The sequence below is a fragment of the Burkholderia seminalis DSM 23518 genome (genome assembly GCF_902832885.1).
GTDB classification, from domain to species: Bacteria; Pseudomonadota; Gammaproteobacteria; order Burkholderiales; family Burkholderiaceae; genus Burkholderia; species Burkholderia seminalis.
The window spans coordinates 52,448-71,384 of sequence record NZ_CADFDK010000010.1 but is presented as its reverse complement, the minus strand read 5'-3'; the positions used below and the strand labels follow the sequence as shown (position 1 = coordinate 71,384).

General features: G+C 63.8%; 27 protein-coding genes. All 27 read right to left on the bottom strand.

Annotated elements, in window-relative coordinates; translation table 11 throughout:
* Positions 1-21: 21 nt before the first annotated feature.
* Positions 22-492 (bottom strand): hypothetical protein, encoded by a 471-nt coding sequence (locus HWX00_RS26285; protein WP_074800583.1) that lies wholly within the window; start codon positions 490-492, stop codon positions 22-24.
* Positions 482-979, bottom strand: a complete 498-nt coding sequence (locus HWX00_RS26280; protein WP_175027538.1) for a DUF4123 domain-containing protein — start codon at positions 977-979, stop codon at positions 482-484. The genes HWX00_RS26285 and HWX00_RS26280 overlap by 11 nt, the downstream gene beginning before the upstream one ends.
* Positions 980-985: 6 nt before the next feature.
* Positions 986-1,417, bottom strand: coding sequence for a PAAR domain-containing protein (locus HWX00_RS37415; protein WP_175027539.1), 432 nt, complete (start codon positions 1,415-1,417; stop codon positions 986-988).
* A 173-nt stretch (positions 1,418-1,590) separates the two neighbouring features.
* Positions 1,591-2,379 (bottom strand): DNA adenine methylase, encoded by a 789-nt coding sequence (locus tag HWX00_RS26270; protein ID WP_175027540.1) that lies wholly within the window; start codon positions 2,377-2,379, stop codon positions 1,591-1,593.
* 167 nt (positions 2,380-2,546) lie between these two features.
* Positions 2,547-3,041 (bottom strand): DUF2514 family protein, encoded by a 495-nt coding sequence (locus tag HWX00_RS26265; RefSeq protein ID WP_175027541.1) that lies wholly within the window; start codon positions 3,039-3,041, stop codon positions 2,547-2,549.
* On the bottom strand, positions 3,038-3,532 hold the full coding sequence (locus HWX00_RS26260; RefSeq protein WP_174388065.1) for a glycoside hydrolase family 24 protein: 495 nt from the start codon (positions 3,530-3,532) through the stop codon (positions 3,038-3,040). Before HWX00_RS26260 ends, HWX00_RS26265 begins: the two co-directional genes overlap by 4 nt.
* A 2-nt stretch (positions 3,533-3,534) precedes the next feature.
* Positions 3,535-3,819 (bottom strand): phage holin family protein, encoded by a 285-nt coding sequence (locus HWX00_RS26255; RefSeq protein WP_023475464.1) that lies wholly within the window; start codon positions 3,817-3,819, stop codon positions 3,535-3,537.
* A 75-nt stretch (positions 3,820-3,894) separates the two neighbouring features.
* Positions 3,895-4,944, bottom strand: a complete 1,050-nt coding sequence (locus HWX00_RS26250) for a phage late control D family protein (RefSeq protein ID WP_175027542.1) — start codon at positions 4,942-4,944, stop codon at positions 3,895-3,897.
* A 9-nt stretch (positions 4,945-4,953) separates the two neighbouring features.
* On the bottom strand, positions 4,954-5,160 hold the full coding sequence (locus HWX00_RS26245; protein ID WP_175027543.1) for a tail protein X: 207 nt from the start codon (positions 5,158-5,160) through the stop codon (positions 4,954-4,956).
* Complete coding sequence (locus HWX00_RS26240; RefSeq protein WP_175027544.1) at positions 5,135-6,013, bottom strand: phage tail protein; 879 nt, start codon at positions 6,011-6,013, stop codon at positions 5,135-5,137. The genes HWX00_RS26245 and HWX00_RS26240 overlap by 26 nt, the downstream gene beginning before the upstream one ends.
* Positions 6,014-6,023: 10 nt before the next feature.
* Positions 6,024-8,474: a phage tail tape measure protein gene (locus HWX00_RS26235; RefSeq protein ID WP_175027545.1), complete on the bottom strand. Its 2,451-nt coding sequence runs from the start codon at positions 8,472-8,474 to the stop codon at positions 6,024-6,026.
* An 80-nt stretch (positions 8,475-8,554) separates the two neighbouring features.
* Positions 8,555-8,857, bottom strand: a complete 303-nt coding sequence (locus HWX00_RS26230) for a phage tail assembly protein (RefSeq protein WP_175027546.1) — start codon at positions 8,855-8,857, stop codon at positions 8,555-8,557.
* Between the two features lie 98 nt (positions 8,858-8,955).
* Positions 8,956-9,459, bottom strand: coding sequence for a phage major tail tube protein (locus HWX00_RS26225; protein WP_175027547.1), 504 nt, complete (start codon positions 9,457-9,459; stop codon positions 8,956-8,958).
* 10 nt (positions 9,460-9,469) lie between these two features.
* Positions 9,470-10,639, bottom strand: coding sequence for a phage tail sheath subtilisin-like domain-containing protein (locus HWX00_RS26220; protein ID WP_174388059.1), 1,170 nt, complete (start codon positions 10,637-10,639; stop codon positions 9,470-9,472).
* Positions 10,640-10,722: 83 nt separating this feature from the next.
* The gene (locus tag HWX00_RS26215) at positions 10,723-11,475 is read right to left on the bottom strand and encodes a tail fiber assembly protein (protein ID WP_175027548.1); all 753 of its coding nucleotides are present in this window, start codon (positions 11,473-11,475) and stop codon (positions 10,723-10,725) included.
* A 15-nt stretch (positions 11,476-11,490) separates the two neighbouring features.
* The gene (locus HWX00_RS37000) at positions 11,491-12,129 is read right to left on the bottom strand and encodes a phage tail protein (RefSeq protein ID WP_244131197.1); all 639 of its coding nucleotides are present in this window, start codon (positions 12,127-12,129) and stop codon (positions 11,491-11,493) included.
* Between the two features lie 112 nt (positions 12,130-12,241).
* Positions 12,242-13,441 carry a phage tail fiber protein gene (locus HWX00_RS36995; protein ID WP_244131196.1) on the bottom strand — a complete coding sequence of 400 codons (1,200 nt, stop codon included), beginning with the start codon at positions 13,439-13,441 and terminating at the stop codon, positions 12,242-12,244.
* Positions 13,429-14,007, bottom strand: coding sequence for a phage tail protein I (locus HWX00_RS26205; protein ID WP_124632623.1), 579 nt, complete (start codon positions 14,005-14,007; stop codon positions 13,429-13,431). Before HWX00_RS26205 ends, HWX00_RS36995 begins: the two co-directional genes overlap by 13 nt.
* The gene (locus HWX00_RS26200) at positions 13,997-14,893 is read right to left on the bottom strand and encodes a baseplate assembly protein (RefSeq protein WP_175027549.1); all 897 of its coding nucleotides are present in this window, start codon (positions 14,891-14,893) and stop codon (positions 13,997-13,999) included. The genes HWX00_RS26205 and HWX00_RS26200 overlap by 11 nt, the downstream gene beginning before the upstream one ends.
* Positions 14,890-15,225 carry a GPW/gp25 family protein gene (locus tag HWX00_RS26195; RefSeq protein ID WP_174388054.1) on the bottom strand — a complete coding sequence of 112 codons (336 nt, stop codon included), beginning with the start codon at positions 15,223-15,225 and terminating at the stop codon, positions 14,890-14,892. The genes HWX00_RS26200 and HWX00_RS26195 overlap by 4 nt, the downstream gene beginning before the upstream one ends.
* Positions 15,225-15,386: a hypothetical protein gene (locus HWX00_RS26190; RefSeq protein ID WP_226135219.1), complete on the bottom strand. Its 162-nt coding sequence runs from the start codon at positions 15,384-15,386 to the stop codon at positions 15,225-15,227. Before HWX00_RS26190 ends, HWX00_RS26195 begins: the two co-directional genes overlap by 1 nt.
* Before the next feature lie 98 nt (positions 15,387-15,484).
* Positions 15,485-16,165: a phage baseplate assembly protein V gene (locus HWX00_RS26185; RefSeq protein ID WP_175027550.1), complete on the bottom strand. Its 681-nt coding sequence runs from the start codon at positions 16,163-16,165 to the stop codon at positions 15,485-15,487.
* 3 nt (positions 16,166-16,168) lie between these two features.
* Positions 16,169-16,693, bottom strand: coding sequence for a hypothetical protein (locus HWX00_RS26180; protein ID WP_175027551.1), 525 nt, complete (start codon positions 16,691-16,693; stop codon positions 16,169-16,171).
* Positions 16,683-17,213 carry a phage tail protein gene (locus HWX00_RS26175; RefSeq protein ID WP_175027552.1) on the bottom strand — a complete coding sequence of 177 codons (531 nt, stop codon included), beginning with the start codon at positions 17,211-17,213 and terminating at the stop codon, positions 16,683-16,685. The genes HWX00_RS26180 and HWX00_RS26175 overlap by 11 nt, the downstream gene beginning before the upstream one ends.
* Positions 17,214-17,215: 2 nt before the next feature.
* Positions 17,216-17,503 (bottom strand): head-tail joining protein, encoded by a 288-nt coding sequence (locus HWX00_RS26170; protein WP_175027553.1) that lies wholly within the window; start codon positions 17,501-17,503, stop codon positions 17,216-17,218.
* Position 17,504: 1 nt separating this feature from the next.
* Entirely contained in the window at positions 17,505-18,500 is a 996-nt protein-coding gene (locus tag HWX00_RS26165) for a major capsid protein (RefSeq protein WP_027808007.1), read from the bottom strand.
* A 73-nt stretch (positions 18,501-18,573) separates the two neighbouring features.
* A complete protein-coding gene (locus HWX00_RS26160) occupies positions 18,574-18,918 on the bottom strand; it encodes a head decoration protein (RefSeq protein WP_175027554.1) in 345 nt (114 codons plus the stop codon).
* Positions 18,919-18,937 lie beyond the last annotated feature (19 nt).

Here is an 18,937-nt window from a genome sequence, read left to right as displayed (position 1 = left end):
TTGCTAACGTCACCCCGAAGGCTACCTATCCCCGCTACTGCCGCGCCCCCCAGTAATACGCTTCCAATAGCCGACAATGCCGGCCCCGCTTCCGCCGCTGCGGCTGTCACTAGGGGGATTAACGGTGCCGCCATGCGGGACTCCTTTCAAGCTATCGGGATGTTGTGATCGCCAAGTGATCTCTTGGACGTAGACTTGGAAACGCTCGTCAGCGTCGCGACCGGGCTTCGTCAGCCAAGCCCATGTCGCAGGCTTGTCGTAGAAGCTCGGCGAATACGCCTCGATTTTAAGGAACTGGACGAGGTGATCGCTTTGTTGGATGCCGAGCGTCCGCGCTGCTCGATACGCATCCCATAGACGATGGTGAAGGTCGATATCCTGTCCCAGGGTGGGATCGGCTTTGATCAGATCGCGCCGCACGCCATCGACGAAATTGCGCGCTTCACCTTCAGCGAGTGCCGACAGGTGCGCCGGGGTGAGATTAAGCGGCATAGGGGTGCGCCCTGAAGAGCTGTCCGTCGATTTCTAACAGCCAATCGAACGTCGGGGAAAAGAACATCGTCAACTCGGTTGAACTGAGTGCCGGCGCGAAATGGCGCATCACGCGCGCGTCATAGTAGCGAAGCATTACCGATCGACCGTCCGGCAGCGTACCGTCCAATCTCTCCCGAAGCTCGGCCGCAAGCTGGCTCGGTCCATAGGCGCTGATGATCCAGTTCACCCCATATTCGCTCTGCGCCAACTGCCCGAGCGCGCGCCGGCAATCACCGTCGACAGCCGCGAAGTCGAATAGCCAAGGGCCGGCATCCGCGAGCGAGGCGTCCGGTGTTGCATCAAGCAACGCCATTGCCGAATCACGCACCCTGCGCGGCTCGGAACCGACCAGCTCGGAATACAACAGACCATCCACAAGCGCAAACAGACGAACCGGAAGGCTCGCCCGCTCCTGCACCGCCGAATAGATATCTTGAATGCCCATCGCTGCTCACCCGCGAACGATCATCGCAGCCGCGTTCCTGGCAGCAGCAACCATGCACGAGAGACAGAATCCCTCTGATGGCTTTGGGGCAGCGAGTTCCAGCGCGACCGGACCTCCTGTCGCAGAGAAACCCATTTTGACGAGTGCATCCGACTCGAAGGACTGAAACATCTCAGACTGCGATGCGATCATGGTCGGGAGCGGACTGCACCCGCATGCGACCTTATCGCCTTCCAGCGCAGCTTGGTGCCCCATCAAATTGCCCGGCCAACGCGGCCCCTCTGCAACGATGACGCCGACACGCTTGCACGCCGGACAAGTTACTTTGGCTCCAACGTAGGTAAGCCCAACCCCTTGGCAACTCATAGTCGGAATGCTGTCGACGACCACCCCGCCGCTGGTCGAATGATCTCCGACACGGAGATAGTTCCGCTTCACACGCAGGCCCTCTCGGTTTCTAATGATCCGACTATTACCCGAGCAACAGGCGGTTGTCGAGCGTCGGAAGGCGACTTGACCAAATGTGACATTTAGCCAATGCGCCTACCGCCAAACAACCCCGCAGAATTGCGGGGTACGCCATCGGAACGGACCTGCGGCCGAGCCGTCCGCTAGAACAGACCGACCGGCTGCGCCGCGTCGTCCCAACTGAAAATGATCAGCTCGTTTCGCTCGACGCCCCTCCCACCGCCAACCGTGTATTGAATCGGCACGGTCTCGATGTGGAAGCCGTCGAACACGCGCCGAATGTCGGGATGGTCATTGAGGCTCACGATCGCGCGCCCCTTGATCGACCGCAGGCGGTGCGCCATTTTCTCGTACTCGCCGAACGGAAACGCCACGCCGTACCCTTCCGTCTCGTAATACGGTGGGTCCAAGTAGAACAGCGTATGCGGGCGATCGTATCGATCAATGCAAGCAGCCCAATCCAGCCGCTCGATGAACGCGTTCGCAAGCCGTAGGTGGGCTGCAGACAGTTCCTCCTCAATACGCAGCAGGTTCAGACCGGGCGGCGCAGTTGTCGCCGTGCCGAATGTCTGACCTTCGAGCTTCGCCCCAAAGCAACTTTTCTGCAGGTAGTAAAACCGCGCAGCACGCTGGATATCGGTGAGCGTTTCCGGGACCGTGTGCTTCAGCCACTCGAATACCTGCCGGCTCGTCAACGCCCATTTGAACTGACGCACGAACTCCTCCAGGTGATGCTGTACGACGCGATATAGGTTGACCAGCTCACCGTTCACGTCGTTGATGACTTCGACCTTGGCCGGCGGCCGCAGAAAATACAGTGCAGCCCCGCCCGCGAATACTTCGACATAGCAGTCGTGCGCCGGGAAACGCGGGATGAGGTGATCTGCGAGACGGCGCTTACCGCCGATCCAAGGAATGATGGGATTTGCCATTGTGAAAGCCGTTTTTAAACTTGGTGTAGAATCCGGCCCGCCTACGTAGGTAAACAGGGCCTTGGCTGATTCACTGGCTCAGACAGTGGAAAGGCGACCGGGTAAATGCGCGAACATTCCCCCGGTCGCCCTGTTTCTTTCGAGACCGCTCGGCCTCGATCGTCGCGCTACTGCGGCAGATTGGATTGCGCGTCGCCGATCAACGCGTCATAACTGCGCTCGCACTGCTGGCCGGCGATGCCCCGCTCGTCAGCGATCTTCGCCAGCTCTCCCGCGCGCTCGTCAGCCCGGCCGAACACGTCGGCAAGCAGATCGAGGGCGTCGCCGGCTGCCGGGCTTCCGGCCGAAGCGCTGGCACGCCGGACGTCGGCAACGAGCACTGCGACCTGCTTGCGCAGGCCGTCAGCAGCAGCATCGGCAGTAGCGGCATCAGCGACCGCCTGATCACGTTTCTTTGCAGCATCGGTTGCGATCCCCTCTTGTGCCGCCAGCCGGCGGCGAATCTCGTTTCGTTCGTTCCGAAGGTCATCGATCTGCCTCGCCTGATCCGCGACCTTCGCGGATTGATCAGCGTCACGGTGTCCCTTGAAGTAACCGCAGGCCGAGCCGGCAACGACGCCGGCAACGACGAGCAGCCAGATACGCGGATCGATCCATGTCATGCGACCACCTCCCCGCCGGCCGCGCGATACGCGGCCAGCAAATGCTCGATGTCGTTCTCATGCTGGCCGTAGCCGGCCCCCGGCAAACTGGCCCATACGTTCGACACCTTGGCGATGGCTTCACGAAACCGTCCCGCGTCGATCAACGGCAATGCGCCGTGCTCGCGCAGTTGCTGCAACGCGTACCGGTCCTGCGACACCGGCCCGAAGTCGGGCAGCTTCATCTGCGCTTGATAGATCCGCCACCAGCGCGTCAGGATCTGATAGCGGCCAGCCGCCGTCGACGGCACACGGATCTGCCGGTTGAGCACATTCGGATGTGACACGTAGCTGGAGAACAGCAGCGGACGCGACGCGGTCGAACCGACCAGCACGTTGTAGCCGTCGTCCGACTTCGCCAGCAACGCCGCGCCGATCTCGCTCACCGCGACCGTGTCGAGAAACGCCACACGGTTCTTTCCGCCTGCGGCGGCAACACTGATTCGCGCCATCGTTACTTCTCCCCAAACACACGCTTCGCGTGCCGCCGCAGCAGCACTTCGAGGTACTGCGACCCGACAATGCCGAGCGCACTACCGAGCCCGAGCAGCGCGATCGGCGGCAGATCCGGGATCTGCAGCAGCGCAAGCCCGGCCACCATCGACGTCGCCGACCCCAACACGGCACGGCCGGCAACGAGCCGGAGCGTCAAATGTTCGTTGCCCACCAACACCTTCGCGATGCCAATCAAACCGCCCATGATGATCAGCTCCAGAATCGTCTTTTCATGGTCTTGCATCGGTTCCCCTTGCCCGATAAAAAGAAAGGCCGCTCCGGTTGCCCGTGAGCGGCCTTCAAATAACAGTGCGCGGCGTTACTTCGGCGCCGGCACCACCAGATCGATCTTCTTGCCCTTCTTCTTCCCGTGTCCGACCTTCGCTTTCCCCTTGTTCCCTCCATTCAATGTGACGACCGTGATCCACCCGCGTGACGCGAATGTGTGTTCGACCGACTCGATCAGAAACTCGCCGTCCACGCCCTTCTTGAATCCCTGCAGCGCGATCGTCTTCTCGGCCGACAGATCGGCGCGGCCGCGCATCGTCAGCCGGCTCGTCGACGTGTGTCGGTTGAGCGTCGCCATTCGCGATGTTGCCCCCGCTTTCGCGGCTTCTGGACTGGCAAATGCGTGACGCTCGGTATGCACCGCGGACGCACCTGGCGGGGCGTCCGGATTCGGGATCGTCAGGTCGATCTTCTTCCCCGTCTTGCGGTCATGCACCTTCGTGCGCACGGCCGCGAAGCTCGCGCGATCCGGGAAATTGATGTCGTAATCGAGCAGGTCGCCCGGCGTGAGCGTGACGATCGGCAGCGGCTTGCCGCTCGCGCTCTTGCCGCCGCCGCGCGGCAGGACGATCAGCTTGCCGGCCTTGACCGTCGCCGTCGCACCGTACTGCCGAGCCACGCGCGTGATGAAGTGCAGATCGCTCTCGCCGAACTGGTCGATGCGCGGCACGACGACGTCGACGTCGCACGCGGCCGACCACTTGTTACGACGCGCGACGTCTCCGACGATGTCGGCCAGCTTCGCGTTCGACCAGCTCCCGTATCGCTGCGTCTTCGACGTCGCGCGCATGTTCGCGGGCTTCCCCCGGATCACGACACTGGCCGGCGGCCCGCGCAATCCGACCTCGTCGACGGCGTACTCGCCGAGCATCGACAGCCCCATACCGTCCCATCCGATCGACACCTTCAACGTCGCGCCCTTCGGCGGGAATTCGATGCGGCCGTCACGATCGTCGAGCGTGATCGTGCACTCGTCGGCGTCTAGACCGGGTTTGTCGATCGCCCGGATCTCCAGCACGCGGTCCTGAATCACCTTCGTCACGTCCGAGCCGTTTGCGACCACCTGAAAAATCGCTTCCATCGCCCCTCGCTAAGTCCAGAGCTGGACCGACTCGACGCGCGGCGCATCGAGATCCGGCATCACGATCTCGACACCAGACGCAAACGGCTGCCGTTGATTCGCCAGCCCCGGATTCGCGTCGTAGACGGCCTCGACGGTGCCCTGCAGCGTTCCGTAGTACCGATAGCAGAGCGTGTCGAGCACGTCGCCGTCAGACGTTCTTAAAGTCTTCGCCATAGCGGCCGAACTCCACCGAGAATGTTTGTTTGCGCGGCATGCCGTCCGCGAGCAGCGCGTCCTGTTCCTCCTCGATCGCCTGCAACAGCCAGCGGCCGAGCACTTCGCCGTCGCCCGTCGTGAGCTGCACGGGCTTCATCCGGCCGCCGATCGCACGCAGCCGGCTGATCTGCTTCGTGCCGGCACCGAGTGACGGAAACACGACGCCCGACAGCGTGATCGTCTCGCCCCCTTCACTGACCGGCTGCAGCGCCTCCTGACGATTCAGGCGCTCCTGAGACGCGACTCGATACCGCGTCGCCCGCCGCAACTTGTCGTGAGCAGCCGTCGACAGGTTGAAGTGGAAGGCGTCGCCTGCATCCGTCGTCATCGTCATCAGGTGCGGCGTGCTCGACGACGCCCCGTCGACCAGACCCGACAGCATCGACCCGATGCCCGTCGACTTGATCACATCCATCACCGCCGAGTCCTTCAGGCCAACCGCCGCGTTGAACTGATTCCATGCCCCACCCAATGCAGACTTCACGCTGTCAGCGGCAGCCCGCACAAGGGGGAAATTCGATCCGTCGACGGCCTTCAGAATCGAGCCGATCGACGCCTGCGTCGCATTGAAGCTGCGCATGACCGCGCCGACCTGCGGAAACAAATCCGACGCCACCGACAGCGCGCTCGTCGCGCCCGTCAGCAGCTCGGCCGCGCTGCTGAGATTGCCGGTCGCGAGACGCTGCAGCACGTCGACTGTCGCCATGCTGGCCGCACGGTTCCGGTCGAATATGCGAACCATCTGGCGCACGCGCTCAGTCGCGATTCCCGCCTGCGTCGCGGCCCCCGTGATCTGGCGGATCACATCCATAGCGCCTCCCTTACATATGCGGCGCGTCGAACATTGCCGTTCGACTGTTCGCCTTGCGTTGATGCTCGTCCAGCGCCCGCGTCAGCAGCGGACTGACCTGCGCGAGGAACTTGTTCGTCATGTCGGCATCGCTCGCTTCGATCTTCACGTGGAAGACCGGCGCGAACGTGTTCTTCTGATCGATACGCGGCCCGAAGCGGCTATCTGCCGCCGGACTCTCAGCAGCCTTCGCTGCCTTGGCAACCGCTTCGGCGTTCGCGGGCACCTCGTCCGGTTTCCTGCTCAGAAACTTGCTCGCGATGGCGCTCAATGCCTTGTCGCCGACGAACGTCCCGAGAGCCCCGCCAATCACGCCGACGACCGCAGACCCGATTGGCCCGCCGAGCGCACCAATCGTCGCCCCGACCTTCGCGCCGATCACGCCACCCGCGAGACTGCCGGCGATGCCGGCGAAGCGGCTCGCCTTCCGCTCGTTCGTATCAGTGCTCGACGCGACGGCATACGCTTCGCGAGCCGCAAGGCCGAACTTCAGGACGGTCCCCGCGACGGCCAGCTTCCCAGCCCACGGCGCAACCCGACCGAAGAGCGCACGCCCCGCGTTGACGACCCGCCCGATCCTCCCGAGCCGCCCCGCCCGAGCTGCCGCACGACGTGCGGCTCGACCGGCACGCCCACCGCCCATCAGATCGCCAAGGCCACCACCTCCGACGCCACCGCCGGGCATGTTCACGACAAACACGCGCTGCACGCCCCCAGCCGCGCTCGCAGCCCCGCCGATCGCGTCCAGCGCGCGCCCGACAGCACCGCCCGCAGCACCTGCACCACCTGCACGCCCCGCAGCCCCTCGACCACCACGCGCCAGCAAGGTCCCGCGCGCGATATCGAACATGCCGCGACCGATGCTCCAAAGTGCCTTTGCTCCGCGCACCGCCAGCACCGTGCCGGCAATGCCGACGACAGCGGCAGTCGCCTTCGGGGCGCTGTCTGCTGCGGACTGGATACCGCTGCCGGCCCCCTTCGCCGCCTCGCCGACGCGATCCGTGATCGGACGCAACGCGTCGCCAATGCTGCGCATCGCGTCGTCCCACCGCTGCCCAACCTCGCTCCAGATCTGTTTGGACGTCTCCCGACGCGCTTCCAGATCCTTCTGGATCTCGCCGCTCGCCTGCTGCGCGTTGCGCTTCAGGTTCGAATACAGCTCGGCGTTCTGCATGTACGCCGTCAGCGCCGCCTTGACCTGCATGTCGTTGAACAGGTCGCCGGTCTTCATCGTCTCGGCGAACGCGGCCATCTGCGTCTGTCGCTTGGCGGGGTCCATCTCCGAATTGAACTGCTTCGCCGCAGCCGCGAGCTGCTTCGCCTTGGCCGGGTCGACACGCTCGATGTACGCGCGAGCGAGCACGAACGACGCTTCCAGCGTCGACCAGCCCTTGCCGATCGCCTCGCGCATCTTTGCCTGATAGTCGACGCCGGCCTTCGCATAGTTGCGCTCGGTTTCGCCCGAGCCAATCTTCGAAAACCAGTTCTTCAGGTTGTTCGCGGCTTCGTCCGAACTGCCGGCCGTCTTCATCTGCACCTGGAGCATCGCCCCGAGCTGCGTCACCGAGTCCTGCCCGGTGATGCCGATCTTCTTCATTTCGGCGAGCAGCACCGGGAACCACCGCGCCATGTCGACGGACTCGAACGACCCTTCCTTGCCGAGATACGCGATCGATTCCAGCGCCTTCGACATCTGCTTCGGGTCGACGATCTCCGCGTTCTGCTGCAGCGCTTGGATCATCTTCGCGGTCTCGACAGTTGTCGCCCCTTGGCCGATCGAGAACTTCGCAACCAGCGGCGCGAAGTTGAGCGCGCGATCCAGATCCATGCCGCCCGCGACCATCTGGTTGACGGCGTCGGCCAGCTCGTTGCGGCCGATACCGTTCGCCCCGGCGTCACGCCTGATCCGCGCCCCCATCGCGGCTTCTTCCTGCGTGCGCGCGATGCCGGCCTTGATCGCGATGTCGCGGATGATCGCCTGATAGTTCGCCGAGATCGTCGCCGGCACCGCGACGGCCGCCGTCAGCTTCATCGCATCGCCGATCACGCCGCGACCGGCCTCTTGCCCGGCTGCCAACCGCTCGCGGCCGGCCACCTTCAGATCCAGCCCGCGAGCGGTTCGCCCGAGCTGCGCATACGCCCGATCGAGCCGGCCGACCTCGATGCCAGCGTCTCGCAGCGATTTCAGATTGCTGTCGAGCTTGCGGCGAATGCCGTCCGCCGCGCTGTCGCCCGCCGAATGCAACCGGCGGAACTCGTCCTGCAGGCGCATCGTCTCGCCGATCTGGCGCTGCCAGAGCCGCGAGTCGTTCGCCCGCTTCTTCATCGCGTCGATCTTCGACGAAGTGTCGGTGATCGCCTTCCCGAACGTTGCCGAGACGGCCCCGCCGATCACGATGCCAAGCGCTAAGTCTTTCGCCATCCCGGCCCCCTCAATCCGTCAACCACCAGAGCATGTCGTCGACCGTCATCTCGTCGATCGACGTCGGCGACATGCCGCATTCACGCACCAGCCGCTTCGCCAGCGCCTTGAGCGTCTTTCGGTCCAGCTTCGCGTACGGATCGAAAGGAGTAGTACGCGTCCTGCACGCGCTCGTAATCAGCCATGTCCATGTCTTCGATGTCGTCGGGCGAGACGTCGGCGAGATTCGCGAACAGGATCAGCTCCTGTTGCTCGGCGTCGTTCGGCGCGAGCTTCTGCGCACCACGCATGTCGCGCACCTTCGGCCGGCGCATCGTGAATTTGTCGCACTCGACACCATTGAGTTTGATCGGATAAGCGAGCGGGACCGTGACCTTTTCCATTGCGATTCCTGAAATGAAAAAATGGCGAGCCGTCGGCCCGCCATTGATTAAACAAAGTAGCATTGACGCGTGTCCGTCGAGTGACGTCGACGTGGCAATTACATGCCGAGACCCTTGCGAACTTCGGCGAGCTGATCGACGCCGTTGATCACGCGCTTGGACGCGAAGACATCGATCTCGTGCACGATCGCTCCGGCGATCTCCAGCTTGTAGTAGTCGCACGACACCGAGAATTTCGCCTCGTACTTGTCGCCCGGCTTCCAGTCGCCCGGATCGACTTCGTGGAGCATGCCGCGCAGATACACGGCGACGTTCTTCGTCTTCCCGCTGCGATCCATGAAGACCGCGCGGAAAACGGCGTTGAACGCCCCCTGATCCACCAGACCGAAGAAGCGCAGCACTTCGTATTCCATCGTCGACATAGAGAACGACGCATCGAGCGCTTCCATGCCCTGATCGACCTTGACCGTCGCGTCCATCCCGCCCGCGCGGAAGTCGTCCGTCTTGATCTTCAGCTTCGGCGGCGTCATGCTCGTCGCACGCCCCGCATATCCGCGGCCGTCGACATGCGCGTTACAGTTGTACAGAGTTTCCGGAATCATCGTTCCTCCCTTAGATCTGGTTATCCAGCACTTCGGTCAGCCACTGATTCGTGACCTCGAAGCGGAAAATCGGGTTTTCGGCCGGCGGGACGTCCGTGAATCGGATGTTCCAGTACACCTTGCCGTCTTCGAGCTGGCTGGCCGTGTTCAGCAGCGGGTCCGGATAGACCTCGAAGTTGATCACGGCGCCCTGGCGCTTCAGGTCGCGCATGAAAGCCTGCAGCCCTTCGGTCACGTCGCTGACGTACGTCGCCGTGATGCCGCGATCGACTGCCCACTTGTGGCCGGCCTGCACGGCGTCCATCACGATGTCGAGCGTGCGCACGCGCGTGACGAACTTCCATTTCGGATCGGCCGACAGCGTGCGGTTCCCCCAGAGGCGATAACCGCCGTCGCGAATGATCGTCGTGATGTTCGCGTTGTTGAGCAGGTTCGCGCGACACGTCTCGTCGCCGTCGAGGTATTCGATCGGCCGGCCCGTGCCCGTGATCTCGACGATCTCCTTGTTCGACGGCGACGCCCAGAAGCCGATCTTCGCGTCGGTCTGGCAGAAGAGCCCCGCTGCGTATGTCGACGCCGGCAGTGCGATCTCGCCGTTCGTCGCGTTGTCCCACGCCTTCGCGCCGGGGTCGACCATGTACAGGCGCTTGCTGCCGAAATTCTTCGCGTACGCGATCGCAGCCTCGTCGTCGACGTTCGGACCGTCGATCACGGCCATCGCACGCAGCTTGCCGGCGAGCGAGTCAGCCGCCGTCGCGACCGGCTGCTTGGACGTGTGCCCAGGTGCGATCAGCAGACGCGGTTGTGCGTTGAAACGCGACTTCGCGTCGAGCAGCGCCTGCATGCCCGTGCGTGCGCCACCGGCCGAGACACCGCCGATGATCGCCGACGTGAGCTGCGCCACGTCCGCCGCTGCCGGCACGCCAACCGCAATCACAACCGCGCTGCTCTGCGCGTAGATCGCGCGGGCGGCCCGCGCGATCGCGCTGTTTTCGCCAAACGCACGAACCGCCTCGCCGTAGCTGGTCAGTTGGACGGGGACGTTCGGCTGCGCCAGATCGGGACCGGGCGTGTACGTGTCGGCCATACCAACAACCGACGACGACGGCACCGCGATCGTGCGCGGGCCGCTGTCGACGATCGTCGTCGTGATGCCGTGGAAAAAGGAAGTCGCTGCCATGCGGATCTCCGGAAATAAAAAAGCCGCTCATCGGAGCGGCTTGAAACGAAACGACGCCACCCGAACGAGTGGCGTCGGCAAAGTTACTTTTTGGTGGTCTCGCCCGACTCGGGCAGCGGTTCAGCGTCGTCGACATGAGTCGGCGTCGCTGCCTCTGCTGCCGCGCGATCTGCTTCGGCCTGCTTCGCTTCCGCTTCGCGCTTCGCAGCTTCGTCGGCTTCGAGAGCCGCTTTCTCCGCCCGCTCTGCCTGCACCTTCGCGAGAATGGCATCCGGATCGGGTTCATTCGGCCACGCGATCTGCGCCGGAAAATCCGGCGACTCGACAACACGCACCAGTGCGACCTGATAGTCAGTCCACGCATCGAACGTTGCCGCTTCGAGATCCGACAGCCGACCCGTCACGCGTGCGTCCGATTTGCCGAGATTCTGCTTCCGTGCCTTCTCCAGTCTCGCGAAGAAGTCGTTCATCGCGGCTTCACGAACCTTGCCCGCCACGATCTCTTCGTCGATCGCCCATGCACCATCACGCCACACATGCGCATCGGACGGGCGCGAGACTTCGCTCAGTCCCACCTCGTCCGGCGTCACACCGGCGACCGTGATTTCAGCCACTGCGCCGGACTCGGTGCGATAGAGGCGCACGCCGCGATAGTCCGGCAGCATTTCCCATTTGTCGTTGCGCCAGAACGGCCACGTACGTGGCGCACGCTCGGGCAGCGGTTCGAGCGTGCAGAACGCGGGCACCAGATAGCGGCTGGAATTCATCGGATCGACGTCGGCCAGAAAACTCACGATGTACTGGCCCGTCAGACTGTCGTATTGATTGCAAAGCATGCTCTACCTCACTAATTAGAATGCCCGGATCATGGCGAGCACGGCGATGTTGCGCATGCGCGCCTCTGCGCCACCATCTGCCGCCACCGTGATGGCGTGACTGTGTGCCCCGGCTCCGTTCATACCGATGTTGTGCCCATGCGCCCCAGCACCGTCCGTGTCGAACGCGTGTGCGTGGTCGCCGACCGCAGACGTACGCGCATTGCGGACCTCGTTATCAATCGAGAAGACGCTAGCTACACCGCCTCGATCAGTGTCCCCGCCGTATTGAGGAAGCGGATAATTGATCTGGTGATCGTGGCTACCAGCGCCGACCGTGTTGCCGTGGTGTGCATGAAAGCCCTGCGAGTCAGTCCAAGCGCCGTGCACGTGATCTCCGACCGCAGCAGCAGAAGCACCGTGCGCGTGCGAGCGATTCTGGCTGTCCTGCCACGTCCCGACTCGCCGGCCTGGATCGGCACCTCGACCCGCGTCGGCACACCGAATGCCCTCACCCCGAAACTCCGGAATCCGGAACGTGGTAGCTCCGTCGCCAGTCGAGAACGAGCCGAAGTTTCCGTTCCCCCAATCCTTGTCTTCGACCAGCGTGCCGCTACCTTGCGCATATGCCCATAACGCCGGGTAGTCGGCGCGATTCAGCAAGGTACCGTTCAACGTGAGGCATCCTGCACGCGGCGCTGTCCGGGATTCGAAAATGATCTGACCGATCGACGCCGATGCGATCGCGTCGACGACGTACGCTGTCGACGCTGCGTTGTTCGACCTGTCACCGGCGGCAGGAGTCGGAACCTGTACCGCACGGTCGAAGATCGTGCCCTTGTTGGCCGTGAATCGTACGTTGACCAGACCGTTGCAGGTCACGCCAAACTCGCCGTCGGCGATGTGGTACAGACCGGTATCCGGCGCACCGTCCTTGTCGAACGTCAGCGACGGATTCTGCGGCGTACCTTCGGACAGGACGATGCGCGCCCCCCGGAGCAAACGAGAGCGTGCCCTTCATAGTTCCGCCGACATTGAGATCGAGCGGCGTCAGGTTTCCCGAATGCCAGGCCGGTTTGCCGTTGATACGAAACGATCCGTCCGCCGCGCAGTATTGGAACGACCCGGCATTGCCGCCCCACCAACCCACCGAAGTGGCATTGCCGTAGAAGTAGCCGTCTGCCGCCCCGACCTTGATCTGACCTTCGCCGGCCGCCGGCCCCACCGACAACTGACCTCCGATCCGTGTTCCCAAGCCGGTACCGTCAATCGTGACGTACCCGGTATCGAGTGACCACGCAAACGGCCGATACGTGTTCCACGTGCCGAGCGGATCACCCTTCTTCGTCTGCAGCCAGTACGCCGACATACCGTCGTGACGCAACAGCACCCCATAGTTAGGATCGGTCGTACGAAGGTGTCCGCCATCAGGCCCCTCCATCCCGGTGATTTGGAGGCCGTTCGCAAACGATGCTCGATAAGCGACCTGCAGCCCGTCCCGCCCGTTGTCCGCCATCGATCCGAGCAACAGTCGGCCCTCAGGCGTGAATCGACCACGCTCGACACCGTTGGTTAAGAACGCAATCAAACCCGGCGAGCCGAGCGTCAAATTGTTGCCGAGCATGACGACGTACGGCACGCCGTTCGCCCCGAGCTGCAGATGGCCATCTGCCGGCGAGAACATGCCCGTATCGGGATCGCCATCGAACGCATACCCGACGTTTTTCGGATTGTTGCCAGCGATCGCACCGGGCTTCCCGAGCAGCGCCCCCGACACCGCACCGCCCGACTTGTCCAGCTTCCCGCTCCCGAGACCCGCGACGACCTTGTCGGCCGCGTCCGCGCGATCTTTGAGGTATCGCGTCCGGTTGCCAAGTTGCTTGAGTGCGATGTTGTCGACGCCGTCCGGGCCACCCTGCACCGGGTCTTCCGTCTCGAACTGGCGAATCCCCGGCTCCCACTTACTCTCTTCCTTCAAATCGGCCATGTTCCGATCACCCCTCGCGTATATTGACCATTGCGCGTCGCGCGTCCGTTATGCCGGATCGCAACCTCCGAAAAATCGAGCCACGCCAGCGCACTGCGGGCCGGCGCGTAGCGTTCGATAGCCCGCTTCAGGTTTTCCCCCTGATCCCGCGTCACCGGTTGCCGCAGCGTCACGATGTACTCGGCCCAAGCAGTCGAGCCGCCGTACCGGTACCGGCCGTTCCGCTTGAACGATCCGTCGCGGCGCTTGATCTGACGCCCCTCCTGAATATCGATCTCGCCGAAACCGAGCCGCCGCACGATCTCGCGAATCGCCCACGGCGTACCCTTGCGCTGGTAGATCGCCAGCGATGACTTGATCAGTGCGCGTCGCGCGTCTTCGGACTCCGCCAGCTCCCACCCGTCGACCGCGAGCGACCACGCGAGCCACGGCAGAAATGCAACCGGGCACCGATCCGCATCCCAGAGCGTGCGGATCACGTCAGGGTCGACGCTCGGGCGCATTACCTCCGCGAGCGCTGCCTCAAGGCTCGTCTGGTTCGTCGGCAGCAATGCTTCAGTCGTCATCGTTCACCTTTGGATTGAGCACGATCGACGTGCAGCGTGCGAACTCGTCGATCGCACACACGACATCGGCCGCAGGGAATTGCAGATCGACCCGCACGACGCCCGATTCCTTCGGATGCAGCGCCCCGGCTATTGCCGACCTCGGCATACCGACCCGCAATCCCCCACCTGCCGCAACAGCGATATCGAGATCCTGCCGTCGCGCAGCTAGCACAACGCCCGGATCAGGCCCCCGGCCGATGTAGACGTCAGCGACGATCGAGTAATTGACCGGGCGTGCCCGTACGACAAGCAGCGTGTCGTTGAGCGGCCGACGATCCTCTGGCGTAAGCGCGCGGCGCACCGTGTCGAGCAGCGCAGCACTTGCGATCCCGTCGTTCGAATACGACTTCACGACCACGCGCACAACACCCGGCTCGGGACGGTCGACGCGCGCGTCCGCGACATCCGCTGACGCGTCCATCGCGAGCGATCGATACGAGCCGAACGGCCCAGCCGTCGACGCCCGCTCGATCCCCATCTGGGTACGCAGTCGCAAGCGCTCGTCACGCTCGTACGTGACCGGAATCGGCGGGTGCGCCTCCGGATCTCCGGGATCGACGATCTCCTTCTTCAGGTTCCAGAGCGCCGCGAGGTGTTCGAGATCCGCCCCCGTTGCATAGGCCAGCAGCACGGCACGTCCGGCATCGTTGACACGCGCCCGAAACCGGATTTCCTCGTACGCGGCCAGCTCCAGCAGCTTCACGACCGGGTCGGATTCGAGCGCTGCCGACCAATCCGGATAGATCCGCTTGAAGTGCTCCAGCTTGCGCTGATACACCTCCTCGAAGTCGAGCGTTTCGACGAGATCCGGCGGATCAAGCGCCGACAGATCGATCACTGTCATATCGTCACCTCGAACACAACGTCATCGCCGTCGTACTGCCCAGCGATCCGAAAAGTTACTTTGCCGTCCACAACAGACAGCGCCTTCACGCTATCCAGCGCGATACGCGGCTCCCACCGTCCGATTGCACGCGCGGCTTCGGCCTGTGCTGCCGATATCCATCCGCGCGTGACCGGCAGGTCGACCATCGCAGGGAGATCCGAGCCGTAATCGGGCCGCTGGCGACGGGTTCCCTTGCGCGTGCTCAGAATGTCCGCGATGCTCTGCACCAGATGCTCGACTCCGCCGATCAGTCGGCCCGTGCGGCGACACATACCGACCAGCGCGACCATTACTGCGCCTTCGTCGGAATGCGCTTGAAGCACTCGCGCGATTCGAGATATGCGATGTGCTCGGGCTCCGTCACCTCCGTTTTGCCGGCCAGCACGGCAACGTGTGAGCCGTCCGGAAACACGATCACGCGGCTGCGAAACTCGGTATCGATGAATGTCACAGGAGCCGCCGCCCCGCCTTGCTGTGCGTCTTTCGCCATAACTACCCCCACAAACGAAAAACCCCGCGCGGGCGGGGTCGAAAGTTACTTTGCTGCGCTCACACTGGCGGGCCAACCAGCTCGCCGTCGCCTTGCTCGCGGTGCCTGTGCTTCGTAAGCGACCGTCCGCCGGCAACAACGTCGTCGGTGTATTCGGCACCGCCCGCGATCTTCATCGCGACACCGCCACCCTCGCCCGGCTTGCCCTGCATGCCGCCGTTGAACGTCAGCAGTTGTTCGGTCGTCGTGTTCCCCGTGAACGTCGAGTCCGGTACATCTGCCAGCAACTTCGCGCTGCGCAGTGTTGCGCCGTCCGCCTTCAGCTCGAACTCCGTGCCACCGATGCGGAACACGATCCGACCACCGGCCGGCACCGACAGCACGTATTCATGGCTCGCATGGTTGTATTGCTCGAATGCGCCGTCCGGGAAGTCGGTCGCGGTCTCGTCGGGACTCGACCGACCGGACCCGCCGTGCTGCTCCGTGTAGTAGCCGGGCGCGACGAACGCACTCGCGAGATCACCGGACGGTGCCCACAGCGCGACCTCTTCGTCGACGGACGGCGGACGCCAATGCCGTACCTTGCCGGCGGCACCGGCCTGCCATTTGAGCCAGTCGCTCACCCAATCGCCGACACGGACTTTCACGCGCGGCGGATCGTACGTGATCGCCTCCACGACCGCGGATTGCGTCAGGCACGCCATACGGCGATCCATCTCGCCAAGCTCGAAGTCGCTCACACGTCACCCCGCTCCCTGTTCCGCCGGATTCCAGTAACGGCCTTCGTACCCCGGCCCCGTCTCAGGATCGACACCCCACAACACCGTGCGCCCCTTCGTCGGCGGCTCGTACGCATCGCCCAGGTCGAATTCGTGCACCCACTCGACGAGCCAGACGAGATACGTATCCAGCTCGGGCCGAAACGGATCTTCACCGGCCGACCCGACCTGTTTGCCGGGCGTCATGGGTAATCCCCAGGTCGCCCCGTGCACCGTTTGCAGCACGCGCGCGGACAGCTCGCGCACCTGAACCTCGGCACCCTCCACCAGCGGGTCGACGATCACGCGGGCCTGCATGCGCGCGATCAGCGGCACCCGGCCTGTGCCGTCGTCGTGCCCCGGTTCCAGCTCCGTCAGTTCGATCGCAATGAAGGGGGTGTCGATCGACTTGCCGACCTTCGGATACGCATGGATGCGTTCGAGATCCGGCAGTCGTTCGCGCAATCCCGCCTCGATGCCGTCGTGCAGTTGTTTCAGGTTAGCGAGCACGGTTCACCGCCTTTTGCAGTTCATAGTTGACCTCTTGCCGCAGCACCGTCATCAGGCGCGCTTCGCACGCACGGGCAGCCCTCCGGAATGCCGGATCGCCGGTCTGCGACCACTCGACCGTCACGACCTCGAACGGCGTTCGTGCCTTCCCGGTCCGGCGATAGATCGGCCCGTCAGGCTGTTTCGTCGTTTTGCGCCACGCGCCCTCGAACAGCGATTTGCCGGCCCGGATGCCCTTCTTCGTGCGCCGGACCCCGCCGAGCCGATGCGCCTCGAGCGGGTTCAGCCCGAGCCACACCTTGCCCGTATCGAGCGATCGCATGAAGAAGTACATCCGCTGCCGCAGCAGCTTCTGCTGGATGCCCGTAGCGCCGCTGACCTCTTTCGCTGTCTGGCTGCGTATCCATGCGCCCGTCTTGCGTAGCGTCCGACGCCATGCCGCCTGCATTGATGCAGGCGGCAGGCCCGCGAGCGCTTCGAGCGCGCCCCTTACGTCGATCTCGACCTTCAGCAGATCCATCGTCACCTCAGAATCAGGATCGTCCAGCCCGTGCCAGCCGGGCGGATCGCCAAAACGCGGAACCGCTCGCCACCCGCTTCAACGATGCTGCCTTCGCGCACGCGTGCCGCATCGTCGTCCGTGATGTCGAGGATCGGTGCAACGAGCTGCGTGCGTTGCGTTCCGAGATCCGGGCCGAGCCAAGGCGCCTTGAACATGCCCTGCAACGGTTTGCCGTCGATCTTGACGTCATCCGACAGGTCTCGCTTCACGGCCGTATCGACGTCGGCCATCAGATCCCGGAACGCCATCTCACGCCTTCAGCTTGACCAGCGCCTTCGGGCGCGTGCACAGGTGGATCGGGTTCGACTGCGCCTCGATCTCGACGCCCTTGCCGAAGGGCATCAGTTCCTGCTTCGCGTAGTACGGAATCCCGGTCGTGTTCACCGCTTCGACGTAGTCGGCCGGCGCGAAGCGCGTGATGAACAGATCGGACACGCCCTCCGGCACTGCATGCGCTTCGTCGTCCGCGACATACCCGACATCGCCGACGCGACCGCGATAACGTTCGAACGTGCAACCGCCGAAGTCGAACGCGTCGCGTGCATCGCCACGCAGCTGCGCAGCCATCACGGACGCGAGATACGTTTCCTTCACCGATTTCGCGACGATCAGCTTGTTCCAGAACTCGCGTCCGCAGAGCACGCGCACACCCGTGTACGTCATCGCGCCGAGCGCATCTTCGATCGCGTCCTGCACCTCGACGCACTTCTGGCGAATCTCGGTGGTCGCGGTCGACAGTTCGAACGGAATGACCGTCTGGTCGATACCGAAGTACTTCAGCAGATCGATCAGCACCGTCTTGCCGTCCGCGTCGAGCACTGCGCCCTTGATTGCGCCGATGCGGTGGAATTCGTGCGTCGCATCGAGCTGCTTACGCATCTTCGCGAGTCGGCGATTCACGACGGTCTGCAGCGCCTCCAGCTCCGTTTCGGAACCGAACGCACGCAGATTCGCGATCTCGTCGGCCATGATCACCGCGCGCTGCGGCAGATGCACCGTGTTGAACGGGATCATGTTGCGCTTGCTGCCCGCGACAACAGCGGCGGGGGCACCGCGCTGGCCAGACGCGACGAGCGACAGCGTGTCGCCGTCGCGCTCGATCTGGATCGTCGTCGTGGTGATGCCGTCCTCTTCGAACAGCCCGAGCGTGCCGATCCGGCCGGGAACATACGGCTGCTCGTTGATCGCAGCACTCAGGGACGACAGCGAAAACGCGTCGTCTTGAAACAGGGCGATATCCGCCATACAACCTCCGACATGAAAATGGATACAAAAAAGGCCACGCGGTCGGCGTGGCCTTGAATGGGGTGTGATGCGATCAGCGGACGATCACGTGTCGCTCGGCGAGATCCCCGCGACCGGCTGCATCGAGCCCCGTGAGCAGCCCGCCAGCGACTTCAGCCAGCCGGACGACGCCCGTCGCCGGTCGCGGCGCTTCGGACGCCGCCAGCGGCGCGTAGAGCACCGCTGCGGCGACTTCAGAACCGTCGTTCGCGGCGTTGTCGTACGGGGCGTATTCGCCGGTACTGGTCACGCCGAGCACCTGCCCGGCCGGCAGCGCCGGACCTGCCTTCACGATGATCCGCTCGCGCGAGATCTGCCCGTTACCCTCCGACACGAGAAATTCGGCCGGGAGATTTGCCTGTACCTTCCAGTTCGACATGAGTTTTCCCCTCCTCGGG

Coding starts and splice junctions, on each gene's coding strand:
- HWX00_RS26255 (WP_023475464.1), bottom strand. CDS start 3,819: ATGCAAGACCATGAAAAGACGATTCTGGAGCTGATCATCATGGGCGGT.
- HWX00_RS26250 (WP_175027542.1), bottom strand. CDS start 4,944: ATGGAAGCGATTTTTCAGGTGGTCGCAAACGGCTCGGACGTGACGAAG.
- HWX00_RS26200 (WP_175027549.1), bottom strand. CDS start 14,893: ATGACAGTGATCGATCTGTCGGCGCTTGATCCGCCGGATCTCGTCGAA.
- HWX00_RS26165 (WP_027808007.1), bottom strand. CDS start 18,500: ATGGCGGATATCGCCCTGTTTCAAGACGACGCGTTTTCGCTGTCGTCC.
- HWX00_RS26205 (WP_124632623.1), bottom strand. CDS start 14,007: ATGACGACTGAAGCATTGCTGCCGACGAACCAGACGAGCCTTGAGGCA.
- HWX00_RS26215 (WP_175027548.1), bottom strand. CDS start 11,475: ATGCTTTGCAATCAATACGACAGTCTGACGGGCCAGTACATCGTGAGT.
- HWX00_RS26195 (WP_174388054.1), bottom strand. CDS start 15,225: ATGGTCGCGCTGGTCGGTATGTGTCGCCGCACGGGCCGACTGATCGGC.
- HWX00_RS26220 (WP_174388059.1), bottom strand. CDS start 10,639: ATGGCAGCGACTTCCTTTTTCCACGGCATCACGACGACGATCGTCGAC.
- HWX00_RS26285 (WP_074800583.1), bottom strand. CDS start 492: ATGCCGCTTAATCTCACCCCGGCGCACCTGTCGGCACTCGCTGAAGGT.
- HWX00_RS26265 (WP_175027541.1), bottom strand. CDS start 3,041: ATGACATGGATCGATCCGCGTATCTGGCTGCTCGTCGTTGCCGGCGTC.
- HWX00_RS26175 (WP_175027552.1), bottom strand. CDS start 17,213: ATGGATCTGCTGAAGGTCGAGATCGACGTAAGGGGCGCGCTCGAAGCG.
- HWX00_RS26235 (WP_175027545.1), bottom strand. CDS start 8,474: ATGGCGAAAGACTTAGCGCTTGGCATCGTGATCGGCGGGGCCGTCTCG.
- HWX00_RS26260 (WP_174388065.1), bottom strand. CDS start 3,532: ATGGCGCGAATCAGTGTTGCCGCCGCAGGCGGAAAGAACCGTGTGGCG.
- HWX00_RS26240 (WP_175027544.1), bottom strand. CDS start 6,013: ATGGATGTGATCCGCCAGATCACGGGGGCCGCGACGCAGGCGGGAATC.
- HWX00_RS36995 (WP_244131196.1), bottom strand. CDS start 13,441: ATGGCCGATTTGAAGGAAGAGAGTAAGTGGGAGCCGGGGATTCGCCAG.
- HWX00_RS26270 (WP_175027540.1), bottom strand. CDS start 2,379: ATGGCAAATCCCATCATTCCTTGGATCGGCGGTAAGCGCCGTCTCGCA.
- HWX00_RS26170 (WP_175027553.1), bottom strand. CDS start 17,503: ATGGCGTTCCGGGATCTGATGGCCGACGTCGATACGGCCGTGAAGCGA.
- HWX00_RS26280 (WP_175027538.1), bottom strand. CDS start 979: ATGGGCATTCAAGATATCTATTCGGCGGTGCAGGAGCGGGCGAGCCTT.
- HWX00_RS26160 (WP_175027554.1), bottom strand. CDS start 18,918: ATGTCGAACTGGAAGGTACAGGCAAATCTCCCGGCCGAATTTCTCGTG.
- HWX00_RS26230 (WP_175027546.1), bottom strand. CDS start 8,857: ATGGAAAAGGTCACGGTCCCGCTCGCTTATCCGATCAAACTCAATGGT.
- HWX00_RS26245 (WP_175027543.1), bottom strand. CDS start 5,160: ATGGCGAAGACTTTAAGAACGTCTGACGGCGACGTGCTCGACACGCTC.
- HWX00_RS26225 (WP_175027547.1), bottom strand. CDS start 9,459: ATGATTCCGGAAACTCTGTACAACTGTAACGCGCATGTCGACGGCCGC.